We start from the raw sequence: 12,594 nt of genomic DNA, 5'->3' as shown, positions 1-12,594 counted from the left end.
GCCCCGGGGGCCGTTGTGGGGGCATGACCACGACGACCGGGCCGACCACCGATCGGCGTACCGCCGTGCACCGGCTGCTGCTGCGCCTCGCCGGGCAGGCCCCGGACGAGGTGGTCAGCGCGGCCCGGCAGTGGCTCGCGGCGGATCAGCTGGCCGAGGTGGCCCAGGCGGTGGCGTTCACCTGCCTGACCGGGGGCGTCGGGCTCACCGCACCCGAGCAGGTACTGCTCGCCGGGCTCCTGGCCGACGCCGGCACGGACGACGACGTGCTCGCCGGGCTGTCCACCGGCGAAGCCCCGCCGGTGGCGTACGGGATGGCCCCGGTGGGCCCACAGGTGCTGGCCGGGGCCGGCGGGCGGATGCCGTACAGCATGGACCTGACCGTGGGTGGGGACGGCCTGGGCTCGCCCGACGACCTCGACCGGGTCGCCATCGCCGCGGTGGCTGCCGCACCCGGGCCGGTGGGGCTCTGGCGGGCCTGGCGGTACCCGGCCGTGGACACGCCGTATCCGGTGCCGAAGCGGCTCTACCTCGTGCAGGGCGCGGAGCCGGTCGCCCTCGCCGCCCGGATCGGGTCCACATTGGAAGCGGCCGGGGAACGGCATCCGCTGGTGGAGGCGTTCGGTGAGCCGGTGGAGCTGCCGGAGTACCAGCGGCGGGCGTTGGCCTACTCGGCGCTGCTCTGGGCGGACCGCCCCGCCGGGCCGCTGCGGACGGCCACCCCACCGGACCCCGCCGACCCACCCGGCACCCTCGGCGACGACGAGGCGGAACGGGTCGTCGCCTACCTCGGCGCGGGGGTGCCGCTGCTGACCAGCCCGCACCGGTCGGCTGACGGCTTCGATCCGGCGTCGGCCGCCGACCCGGTGCCCACGGGTGTCCGGGGCGACGGGCGGTGGCTGTGGTCGGAGGCGGTCACCTACTACGCCGACCAGTACGGGTTCGCCCCCGAACCGGACCTGCTCGCGGCGATCCGGGCCGCCGACTACACCGCCCCGACCCTCGACGCGGTGGCGGTGCACCGTTCGCTGTCGTACCTCTTCGCGGCGATCTGCGACCCCGACCGGACCGGGGTGAACCATCACGGCGGACCCCCCGTTGTGGAGGCATGAGCGTGCCGTCGGCGATGCACCGGCTCCTGCTGCGGATCGCCGGGCAGGCCCCCGCCGCGCTGCTCGGCACCGCCCGCGCCCGGCTGGCCGACGGTGCGGTGACCGAGGTGGCCCGGATGGTGGCCTTCGCCGCCGTCGCCCGGCAGATCCGGCTGACCGACCCCGACGTGCTGCTGCTCAGCGGGGTGCTCGTCGCCGCCGGTGCGCCCGACGACCTGCTCGCCGACCTGCCCCGCGCCGGGGACGACCGCACCCCGCCCTACCTCTGGACACCCGACCCGCCGACCGACCCCGGCCAGCCCGGCAACGGTCACACCGCCGGGCCGACCGGGTCGGCCAGCTCCGCTGTGCACCCGCCCGTCGGGGACGTCGCGTCCGACGGCGTGGACGAGGTCGACCGGGCCGCCGTCGGCGCCCTCGGTGGCGGGGCGGCACAGCCCGCCGGGCTGTGGCGGGTCTGGCGACGCCCGGCGTCGGCCACGCCGTACCCGTCGGCCACGCGGGTCTATCTGGTTCAGGCCCGTACCGGGGCGGTCGCGCTCACCGCGCGGCTCCAGGCCGCCCTGGCGGCGGTGGGCGAGACCGAACCGCTGGTCGAGGTCTTCGGGCACCTCGCCGGGCTGCCGGCGTACCACCGGCGGGCGCTCGCGGGGGCCGTCCTGCTCTGGGCCGCCCGACCGGCCGAGCGGGTACGCGTCGCGGCCACCTTCGACACCCTCGACGCGACCGGGAACCCGACGTTCGGCCCCGACCGGGCCCGACTGTCGACCGCGGAGGCGAACCGGGTCGCCGGCTACCTCGCCGCCGGGTTCCCCCTGCTCACCGGCCCGGCCCGGGTGCCCGACGTGATCACCCCGGGCCGCACGGTGCCGGTGGACCTGCTCGGCGACGGCCGGTGGATCTGGTCCGCCGCCACCGCGCACTACCTCACCCGGTACCGGATCGCCCCGGACGAGGGCCTGCTGGCGGCGATCCGGGCGGCCGGCTACGCGCCCCCCGACGTGGACGCGGTGGCGGTGCACCGCTCCCGGGCGGCGCTGGTCGAGGCCACCGGCGGGGTACGACGGACGGCGGGCTGACCGACGATGACCGACCCGCCCGACCCCGTACACGCCGCCGTCGTCGGTGCCGTGCTCCTCGTCCACGCCGCCACGGAGCCGTACGCCGCCCTGGCCGGGGTGGCCGCCCGGCTGCCGGCCGACCCGGACCGTACCGTGGTGCTCTGCTCGGCGGCCGTGTCGGCCCGCCCGGACCTGTTCGCTCTCCTGGCCGACCTGCTGCCCTGTCAGCTCGGCGGGTCGGCCGCCGGGTTCCGGCTGGTCCCGCTCGGCGGATACGCCGACCCGGTGGCGGTGCCGGACCTGGCGGCCGGCCTCGCCACGGATCTCGGGATCGACGGGGCGGTGCCGCTGGACGCCCCGGCCGTGTCCACCCGGGGGGTGCCGGCGGCCCGCCGGTGGATCGTCGCCGACGGCGGATCGGCCCGACCGGAGCACCCGCCCGCCGCCTGGTGCCCGCCGCCTGCCGGGCCGTCCCGGCCGGTCGGCGGCCCCGAGGGCTGGCTGGTCGCCCCGGTCGGCGACGGCTACACGTGGCTGCCCGCCGCCTGGCCGCTGCCCGCCGGGCCGCGCCGCCCCGGTGCCCCCGAACCCGCCCCGCCTGCCGTGCCCGCGCTGTCCGCTGAACCCACCCTGCCCGCCCGGTCCGTCGGGCCTGTCCGGTCCGTTGAGGACGCGGGACGGCCGGAACCGGCGGGTGGTGGCGGTCCGGGTGCTCCCGGCGGGCAGTCGGCCGGTGACCGGGGCCGCCCGCCGGGACGACCGGTCCCCGGTGGCTGGTCCTTCCTGCCCGACCCCGTCGGCCCGCCGACCGCCGGCACGCCGGTGGGGCGGGACGACGTCGCGGACCCGGGCCGGCAGGCTCCGGTGCCGCTCGACGTCTACCTGGTCGAGGTGGCGCTCGGTGCGGGCGGCTTCCAGGTGGACGGGCGGCCGGTGCCACCCGGGGTGCTCGCCGGTCACCTGGCCGCCCTGCGGCGTACCGGGCGACCCGTGGTGCTCTGCGGGGACGCACCGTACCCGGCCACGGCCGGGATGCTGTTCGGGGCTCTCGCCGACGCCCTCGGCGCTCCGGTCGTCGCCGGTGACGCCCGGGTCGAGGTCACCGCGACGGGGCTGCTGACCACCACGGGAACGTTCCGCCGGTGGCGTCCCCGGCCGGCGGCGGGCACCGCCCGCACGGTGACCGACCTCGGCCCGGTGCTCCCCGCCCCGGCGGACCTGCCCGCCGCGTCCCCCACGCCACCCGTCGCGCCCGCCACCTCCGAACCACCTGACGACGCGCCGGCCATGACCGGTGCCGCGCCGGCCACGACCGGCACCGCGCCCGCCATGACCCGTGCCGAGCCCGTCGTGACCGCCGCCGGCCGGGCCGGGCCGGCCGCCGTGCCGTCGGACGGTTCCGGTACGGCCCGCGACACCCCGGGGGTGCTCCTGGTCGGTGTGTCCGCGTCGGCCGTCGACCCGGCAGCCGTGCCGGTGGACTGTGTGGACCGGTGGCAGCGGATCGCCGCTCCCCGGCTCGACCTGCTGCGGGTCGCGTCGCCGGAGGTGACCGGGGAGGGTCGTCCGCAGGCCCCGCAGCCGACGGACGCGCCCCCGCCCGGCCCGGAGAGCCCGACCCCCGGCCCGACCGTGCCACCCGTCGCAGCTCCCGACCAACCGGCCCCGGCACTCGGCCGTCCGGACATCCCGGTCGGGACGCCCGACGCGGTGCCGGGCCGACCGGAACCGGCACCCGGCCCGGTGGCCGGCGGCCCCGGCGTGCCGCCGGCCGCCGTCCCCGGACCGCGGCCGGCCCCGCCGGGCCCGACGCGGGTCCCGGTGACGTTCCGGCTGGACGGGAGTGCGCCCACCGCCGGGGACCGGACGGCACTGCGGCGGATCCTCGCCGGCCGCTACGACTCGTACACGCAGGTGGTGACCCGGACCCTGGCGGAGGAACCCGGCCTGCGGGTGGCCGCGGTGAGCGCGCCGGACCTGCCGGCGGGCCTGGTCGCCGTCCGCGCCTACTGCGTCGGGGAACGGGAGACGGTGAACGCGGTCCTGCGGGGCGACGCCATGCCGGCCGACGATGCGGCGGTGCTGGCCCGCTGGGTGGGCTACGGGCTGCGTCGCCTGCCGGTGGTCTTCGGTCCGGTCTTCCGCGCCGCGGCCGTCGCACCACCGGGCGGCTACCCGCCCGGCACACTGCTGGTGGAGCCGGCCTTCCTCGACGTCGACCCGACGCCCGCGTCGGTGCCGGACGCCGGGGTGCAGTTCGTGATCTGGTCCGTCGGCGCCCGCCGGCTGGGTGGACTCGGCACGGCCGGCACCGGGGCCCGCACCACATCCGCCGGCGTCCACACCGGACCCCGGACCGAGGGTACGGCGGTCTTCCCCGCCGGGACCTGTTTCCAGGTGTTGGCGGACGAGCCGGTGGGGGACCGCGAGCTGCGGCAGGTGTTCCTGCGGGAGTTGCCGGCCGGCCGGCCGACCCCGGGTGGCGAGCAGACGCTGCAACGGTTGCGGGCGGTCGCCGGGGTGGGGGACGTGCCGGGCGGCGGCACCCCGCCGTTGCCGGTGGGGGTCGGCGTCGACGGGGCGGGGCGGCTGTTCGTCCCGCCGTCGGGGTGATGCCGGTGGCGGGGCGGGCCGGTACGACGAAACCCGCCCACCGTCGGCCGGGCGGCGGCGCGCGGGGTGCGGTGGGCGGGGGAACAACCAGACGAGAGGGTGGTGAGGGGTGAACAGCACCGTGATGGCGGTCTCCCAGACGGAACCGGGGTGCCCGCCGACGATCGCCGGCGCGTTGGCCGTCGCCCCGTTCGGCGCCACCGTCGTCGTGCAGCCGGGGGTGTACCGGGAACAGCTCCAGCTCGGTGGCGACGTCACGCTGATCGCCGAGGAGGGGCCGGGCACGGTCACCATCGACGGGGGCGACGGGGTGGCGTTGCACGTCGGCGCGGGAGAGGTGACGCTGCACGGGATCGAGCTGCTCGGTGGCGGCGGGCACATGCCGGCCGTTCAGGTCGGCGGCGGTCGGTTGGACCTCACCCGGTGTGGCGTACGGGCCGGTGGTGTCGTCGCGGTGCACGTGCCCCGGGGGGAGCTGACCATGCGGGACTGCCGGGTGGGCAACCCCGCCGGGGCGGGTCTGCTGTTCGAACGCGCCGGCACCGGTGAGGTCGTCCGCACCACGGTCGCCGGGATCGGCACCGTGGCGGTGGCCGTCACCGGCGGCGACCCGGTGCTGCGCGGCTGCACGATCACCGACGTACGCGGCAGCGGGCTGTTGTGCACCGGCGGCGGCCGGGGGCTGGTGGAGCAGTGTGTGATCTCCGCCGTCGACGGCCCCGGCGTGGTGGTCGAGGACGGCACGATCCGGCTGGTCGACACCCGGATCGTGGACACCGGTGGCACCCCGGTGCTGGTGACCGGGGGCAGCCCCGAGCTGACCGGCTGCGAGATCCGCACGGCGACCGGCCCGGCGGTGCTGGTCGACGGGACGGCCGACCCGACGTTGCGCGACTGCGTCGTCGGGGCCGGCAGCGGGCACGGGCTGAGTGTCCAGGCCGCCGCCACCGGCAGCTACCTGGGGTTACGGGTCGAGGTGGAGACCGGGGCGGCGGTGGTGGTCAGCGGTACGGCGGCGCCCCGGATCGAGGGCGGCACGCTGACCGCCACCGACGGGGTCGGCCTGCTCTTCGCCGACGCGGCGACCGGCAGCGCCCGGGAGGTGACGATCGTCCGGGTCCGGTCCGGGCTGCTGGCCCGGGGCACCTCCCGGCCCGAGGTCGACGACCTGACCGTCACCGCGCCGACGCAGGAGGGGCTGCGGGTGGCGGAGTCGGCCCGGCTGCGGGCGCGCGGGGGAGCGGTGACCGACGCCGGGTCGGCCGGTGTGTCGGTGACCGACGGGGAGCTGACCGTGGAGGGGATGACCCTGCGCGACTGCGCCACCGGTCTCGTCGTGTCGGGCGGGCGGCTGCGGGCCACCGGCGTGGACGTGCTCGGCAGCCGGGGCGCCGGGCTGACCGCCCAGCGCGGGGCGACGGTGCAGCTGCGGCGCAGCCGGGTGCGGGGTAGCGACGGGCCGGGGGTGTGGTTGGGCGGGGAGTCGCAGGGCGAGGTGACCGGGTGCGAGGTGTTCGGTAACACCGGCCCGGGGGTGCTGGTGCAGACGCGTCGGCCGGTGCGGCTGGTCGAGACCGAGCTGCGGGGAAACGTGGGCGGTCGGCTGCGTACCACGGTCGACGCCGCCGCGGTCGAACTCGTCGGTACCGACGGTGGGCAGACGCCGTCGGGCCCGGCGGACGGGACCGGGGCGACGCCGGTGTCCCCGTCGTCGCCACCTGCGGCACGCCCCGATCCGACCGGCCCGGTGCGGGTCGCCGACCCCGCCCCGGTGGTGTCGGCGGCACCGCCCGCCGGCTCGCCCGCCGACGACCCGGCCGCGCCGTTGCTGGCCGAACTGGACGCGCTGGTCGGCCTGGCCGGGGTGAAGCGGGAGGTGGCGACCCTGGTCGGGCTGCACCGGATCGGCCGGCGGCGGGCCGCCGCCGGGCTGCCCGCCCCACCCATGTCCCGGCACATGATCTTCGCGGGTGCGCCGGGCACCGGGAAGACCACCGTGGCCCGGCTCTACGGCCGCATCCTGGCCGCCCTCGGTGTGCTGCCCGGCGGGCAACTGGTCGAGGTGGCCCGCGCCGACCTGGTCGCCGAACACATCGGCGGTACGGCGGTGAAGACCACCGAACGGTTCACCGAGGCGATCGGCGGGGTGCTGTTCATCGACGAGGCGTACACCCTGGCCCCGGTCGACGGTGGCGGATCGGGGCACGACTTCGGTCGGGAGGCGATCGACACCCTGGTCAAGCTGATGGAGGACCACCGCGACGAGGTGGTGGTGATCGTCGCCGGTTACTCGGCGCAGATGCGCACGTTCCTGGCGGCGAACCCGGGGCTGGCCTCCAGGTTCTCCAAGACCGTCGAGTTCGAGAGTTACACCTCCCCGGAGTTGGTGCAGATCGTCGAACGGCTGTGCAGCAGTCACCACTACGCCCTGGAGTACGACACCCGGATCGCCCTGGAGTCGTGGTTCGAGTCGATGCCGCGTACCGGGTCGTTCGGCAACGCCCGGGTGGCCCGGCAGACCTTCGAGGAGATGGTCAGCCGGCAGGCGTTCCGGCTGTCCGACAGCGGTGCCGCCTCGGGGGTGGAGCTGGCCCAGTTGCTGCCGCAGGACCTCGACGAGACGGCGGGCCCGGCGGACGACGAACCGCCGGCCGGCGCGGTGGACACGCTGCTGGCCCGGCTGCACGCCATGATCGGGCTGGACGCGGTGAAACAGGAGGTCGCCGACCTGACCGACCTGCTGGCCGCCGCCCGGACCCGGGTGCGGGCCGGCCTGCCGGCACCCTCGGTCTCCCGGCACCTGGTCTTCTCGGGGCCGCCCGGCACCGGCAAGACGACGGTGGCCCGCCTCTACGGGCAGCTGTTGACCGCGCTGGGGGTGCTGCGTGGCGGGCAGCTGGTCGAGGTGGCCCGCGCCGACCTGGTCGGTGAGTACGTCGGGCACACCGCGCAGCGCACCCGGGAGGCGTTCGAACGGGCCCGCGGTGGCGTGCTGTTCATCGACGAGGCGTACACGCTGGCACCGCCCGACGCCCGTAACGACTTCGGTCGGGAGGCGATCGACACCCTGGTCAAGCTGATGGAGGACCACCGTGACGAGGTGGTGGTGATCGTCGCCGGCTACGAAGCGGAGATCGAGCAGTTCCTCGCCGCGAACGCCGGCCTGGCCTCCCGGTTCTCCCGCCGGGTCCACTTCGCCCCGTACACCGCCGACGAGTTGGTGGCCATCTTCGAGGGGCTGGCCCGTTCCGGCGGGTACGACTGTCCGGGGGAGACGCTGGCCGCCCTGCGTCAGCACTTCGAGCAGGCCCCGCCCGGCCGGGCCCTCGGCAACGGCCGGTACGCCCGCCAGGTCCTCGACGAGGCGGTGACCCGGCAGGCCGGTCGGCTGCGCGGCCTGACCGGGCCGACCGTCGCGGACCTGCGGACCCTGCTGGCGGAGGACGTCACGCCGGCGGTGGCACATGCCTAGCCGGACCGGGTGGTGGGCGTGCTGACCGCCCGGCAGGTGGACCGTCCGGGTCGGACCCGGCGGCGTCGCCGCAGACCGGGTGACATCAGCGACGGCATGCCCGGGGGCGCCCCGTATGCTCTCCTGGATCGACGTGGGACCGGAGGTGCGAGAGCGCTTGCGCAGCCGGTCACGCCGACGGTGAGCGTGCTGGGGAGGCACCGGTTGGCAGGTCTTTCTCGCGTGCCGGACGCGGACGCGCCGGGCGGGGCCGGCATCGGGGTGGCGGCCGACGCGGACGCGGCGACCGCAGCCGGGGTCCCACCACCCGCCACCGACCTGACGCCCGACGAGCGGCTGCAGGCGCTGCACGCCGCGCATGCCGAGCCGCTGTTCCGGTTCCTGCTCAGGCTGGCCGTCGGCGAGCGGCAACTCGCCGAGGACCTGCTCCAGGAGACGATGATGCGGGCCTGGCGCAGCATCGACAGCCTCGCCGACGACCTGGAGACCCAACGGCGGTGGCTGTTCACCGTGGCCCGCCGGGTCGCCATCGACGTGGCGCGGGCCCGGCAGGCCCGCCCGACCGAGGTCGGCGCGCTGGACCTCAACCGGATGCCGGCGACCGCCGACGTGGCCGAGCGGGTGGTGACCGCGCAGACCATCCGGGACGCCCTGCCCAAGATCAGCACCGAGCACCGCCGGGTGGTGGAGGCCGTCTATTTCCGTGGACTGTCCACCGCCGAGATCGCGGCGGCGTTCGGCATCGCCGAGGGGACGGTCAAATCCCGGGCACACTACGCCCTGCGCGCGCTACGCGCCGTGATCGGGGAGGTTGACGGTGCGTGAGACGTCCACCACGGCCGTGATGGCATACGATTGCGGCGGCGGGCCGCGAGGCGCTGCCTCCCCGAGCAGAGCTGACAGGCCATGACCGACCTCCGAAGCGACAGCGACGCCCCCGGTCCGGTGGCCCACGCCCCACTGCAGCAGTGCGCTCCCTACCTGTGGGGGGACCTCGACCCGCAGGACGAGTGGGAGTTCGAACGCCACCTCGGCACCTGCGTGATCTGCCTGGACGAGTGTGACCGGCTGGGCCCGCTGGTGGGTGCCTTCTCCGGGCTGACCACCGGTGAGGTCGCCGGCCTACTCACCGCCGACACCGCTGCGACGCCGGCCGGCCCGGCCGCTCCCACCCCGACGCCGTCCGGCCCGCTCGGTCCCACCCCGACGGCGGCCCGCCCGTCCGGTCCCACCCCGACGGCGGGCGGCCCGCCCGCCCCCAGCCCGGTCCCGGTCGAGCGGCCCGGTTCCGCCCCCGCCCCGCCCCCGACCGGGCACCCCGGGTCCACCCCGACCCCGGCTCCGCGCGCGGGGTCCGGTGCCGACCCCGCGACGGTGTCCACCGGTCCGGTGGCCGTCGGGGCGGACGGCGCGGCCACGGCCACCGGTGCAGATGTCGCGCCCGGCCGGCCCGAGTCGTCACGTCCGGCTCCCGCGCCGTCGCGGCCGGGCCCGACCGATCGACCGCGCAGCCGGGACGCGGCCGGCCGTGGTCCGGCCGGCCGTGAGTCTGACCGGGTCCGGCGGGGGCGACGGCGGTGGCTCGTCGCCGGCACGCTCGCCATGGTCGCGGCGGTGTCCCTGGGGGTGACGCTCGGGCAGCGGCAGCAGAGCGGTGCACCCGTCGCCGGACGGTCCACCGTCAACCCGGTCAACGCGGGAGTGACGGTGGAGGGAGTGGGTGCCTCGGCACGGCTCTCCGTGACCGTCTCGGCCCGTACCGACCGACCCGGGCCGGTCGCCGACGTACGGGCCACAGTGGTCGGCCTGACGGCGGGGGTCGAGTACCGGCTCTACGCGGTCGCCGCCGACACCCGGACCTACCAGGTGGCACAGTGGACGGCGACGACCGGGCCGCAGGAGGTCACCGGTGAGATCGCGGTCGCCGTCGACACCCTGGCGTTCTTCGCGGTCGCGCAGGCCGACGGGACGGCGGTCGTGTCGGCCCGGATCGGCCGCCCCACCGGCCCCCGCTGACCAGCCCCGTCCCGCCGCCCCTACTGGTCCCGCCGGGCCGTCCCGTGCCTCCGGCTGTCCGGTCGGTCCGGCTGTCCCATGCTCCGGCTGTCCGGCCGTCCCGTGCTCCCGTCGTCCCGTCGGTCCGGCTGTCCCGTCGGTCCTCGCCGGCTAGGCCTTCACCTTCGTCCACTTCTGGTTGGCCTCGCCGTTGCACGTCCACAGCTGCAGGCCGGTGCCGTTGGCGGTGGACCAGTCCCGGATGTCGACGCACCTGCCGATCGCCGAGTTGACCATGTCGCCGGAGCCGTTGATCCAGAACTTCTGGGCCCAGCCGCCGTTGCACGTCGCCAACTGGATGCGGGTGCCGTCGGCGCTGGAGGCGTTCGCCAGATCCATGCAGAGCGAACCCATCCGGATCGTGCCGTCACCGCCGAAGGTCCACTTCTGTCGGGCCGAGCTGTTGCAGTCCCAGATCACCAACTGCTGACCGTCGACGGTGGAGGGGGCGTACACACAGGTGCTGCCGTACCCGCGGATGCGGTAGCCGGTGGACGCCGCCGGCGCTGGCGCCGGGGTGGTGGGACGGGCCGCTGCCTGCGTGGACGGGGCGGCGGCCGCCGGGGCGGGCTTGGTCGGGTTGGCACCGGGCCTGGTCGTGCCGGCGCCGGGACCGGGACCGGGGCCCGCACCGGCGGGCGTGGGCGGCAGGGCCAGCACCGGGCCCCGGGTGCCGGCCGGCAGCGGAGGCCGCGTCGACGGCCGGCCGCCGAGCCGGGGATCCTGGGCGTAGAAGGCGGCATAGGCCAGGACCCGGCTGGCGTTCTCGTCCACCATGCTCAGGTCCGGGGCGCCACCGGCCTGCACCCCCGGACCCCACTGGAAGGCGGCCAACGCGAGCGGGTACGGGTCGGCGGTGAGTCCCCCCAGGTCGGTGGTGAGGGCACACATGGTCCGGCCGAGCGTGGCGATGGCCGTGGCGGCGTCCCACGGTGACTGACCCGCCGTCGCGTAGCGGCTCCAGACCGTGGGGAGGAACTGGGCGATGCCCTGCGCGCCGTTCGCACCGAGCAGGTTCGGGTTGAACCCCGACGCCGCCATGAGCTGTCCGGCGATCTTGGCCGGGGTCACCGCCGGGCAGGCGCGGCCGGCGGCGAGGACCGCCGACAGGTACTCGTCGGGGATGGGGCGCGGCGCGCTGCCGGCGGTCGGCGCGGGTGGGACAGGTGTCGGTGGCCCGCCCGTCGCGTCCCGGTCGAAGTCGGGCTGCCGGGAGTACCACTCGGCGTAGCCGACGACGGTCCGCACGTACCCGGCCGCCGCCTCGGGGATACCCCGGTCGGCCTGGACCGCGGGCATCCCGGAGCGGTGCGCCGCGAGTGCCAGCTCCCACGTGTCGCCGTCGACGTCGCCCCGGGCGACCTGCCCGACGAGGTCGCACATGTGGTGGGCCAGCGCGACGATGTTCGCCGCGACGTCCAGGCGGGGCGCGTCGGGCCAGGGCAGCCACCGCTGCCACAGCTCGTCGGTCAACCCGGCCACCCCGGAACCACCGTTGTCGGTGCGCGCGTCGGCCACGAAACCCGAGGCGGCCATGAGCTGCCCGGCCAGGCGGGGCGCGGTGAGCGCCGGACACGAGAGCGCGGCCTGGGCGATCAGCGGCGCCTGGTCGGCGGGGACCGGCTTGCCCTCCACGGTGTCGGCGGTGGCCGTGCCGAACCCGGTGGTGGCGGCGAAACCGGCCAGCACAGCGAGCGCGAGGGCCACCAGACCGGCGATGATCCGCGCGACGATCGGCGGGCCGGGCAGGCGCGACAGCCGTCGCCGTACGACGTCGGGCAGCGGTGACAACCGCTGCCGCACCCCACCGACAAATCGTTCCAGCCGCTCGCGGTGGGGCGTGAAGGTCAGTGGCACCGGTGCGCTCCTCGACAGGCTGTGGCTTCGACCTCTCAACGCACCGAGCAAGCCGAAAGTTCAGTCGGATCAGGGAGGAGTTTGCCGGTAGCGCCGGGAGGCGGCAATGCCGGGGCACGCGGCGGACGTCACCGCAGCGCCCCGGCCCGGGATCACCGGTGGAGCCCTCCGTTCGCGGCTGCGGGGCTGCGCTGCGCCGCACTCCTCGCGCTCACCCGTGTCAGCCCTTCCTGGTAGCCGGCGCTCACCGGATGATCAGGCTGTCGAGGTAACCGGTCAGGTTGCGGCGGATCTCGACCACCGAGTCACCACCGAACTTCTCCACAGCGGCCTCAGCGAGGACCAACGCCACCATCGCCTCCGCCACCACCGCAGCAGCGGGAACCGCACACACATCGCTACGCTGGTTGATCGCCGTCGCCGG

Annotated in this window: 7 protein-coding genes and 1 pseudogene; 6 read left to right on the top strand and 2 right to left on the bottom strand. The window is 76.4% G+C overall.

The annotated features are described in order from the left end of the window. Positions 1–23: 23 nt before the first annotated feature. The 6 genes from AB0B63_RS00040 to AB0B63_RS00015 all read left to right on the top strand — a co-directional run bounded on the left by AB0B63_RS00040 (position 24) and on the right by AB0B63_RS00015 (position 10,274). Positions 24–1,112: a hypothetical protein gene (locus AB0B63_RS00040; RefSeq protein WP_357013097.1), complete on the top strand. Its 1,089-nt coding sequence runs from the start codon at positions 24–26 to the stop codon at positions 1,110–1,112. Further along, positions 1,109–2,191, top strand: a complete 1,083-nt coding sequence (locus tag AB0B63_RS00035; protein ID WP_357013094.1) for a hypothetical protein — start codon at positions 1,109–1,111, stop codon at positions 2,189–2,191. Before AB0B63_RS00040 ends, AB0B63_RS00035 begins: the two co-directional genes overlap by 4 nt. A 6-nt stretch (positions 2,192–2,197) precedes the next feature. Next, positions 2,198–4,786, top strand: a complete 2,589-nt coding sequence (locus AB0B63_RS00030; protein ID WP_357013092.1) for a hypothetical protein — start codon at positions 2,198–2,200, stop codon at positions 4,784–4,786. Between the two features lie 109 nt (positions 4,787–4,895). Then, on the top strand, positions 4,896–8,258 hold the full coding sequence (locus AB0B63_RS00025) for an AAA family ATPase (protein WP_357013090.1): 3,363 nt from the start codon (positions 4,896–4,898) through the stop codon (positions 8,256–8,258). 222 nt (positions 8,259–8,480) lie between these two features. After that, positions 8,481–9,083, top strand: coding sequence for a sigma-70 family RNA polymerase sigma factor (locus AB0B63_RS00020; RefSeq protein WP_357013087.1), 603 nt, complete (start codon positions 8,481–8,483; stop codon positions 9,081–9,083). Positions 9,084–9,164: 81 nt separating this feature from the next. After that, positions 9,165–10,274, top strand: coding sequence for a hypothetical protein (locus AB0B63_RS00015; protein ID WP_357013083.1), 1,110 nt, complete (start codon positions 9,165–9,167; stop codon positions 10,272–10,274). A 150-nt stretch (positions 10,275–10,424) separates the two neighbouring features. Here the strand turns inward: AB0B63_RS00015 and AB0B63_RS00010 are convergent, their stop codons facing one another. Both AB0B63_RS00010 and AB0B63_RS00005 read right to left on the bottom strand, forming a co-directional pair. Next, positions 10,425–12,170, bottom strand: a complete 1,746-nt coding sequence (locus AB0B63_RS00010) for a ricin-type beta-trefoil lectin domain protein (RefSeq protein WP_357013081.1) — start codon at positions 12,168–12,170, stop codon at positions 10,425–10,427. 244 nt (positions 12,171–12,414) lie between these two features. Beyond that, a pseudogene (locus AB0B63_RS00005) lies at positions 12,415–12,594 on the bottom strand (chorismate synthase); the annotation flags it as partial.

This window comes from Micromonospora sp. NPDC049081 (assembly GCF_040648835.1).
Lineage (GTDB): Bacteria > Actinomycetota > Actinomycetes > Mycobacteriales > Micromonosporaceae > Micromonospora > Micromonospora antibiotica.
Note: the sequence above shows the minus strand (reverse complement) of the source record. Positions and strands in the feature narration are given on the sequence as shown.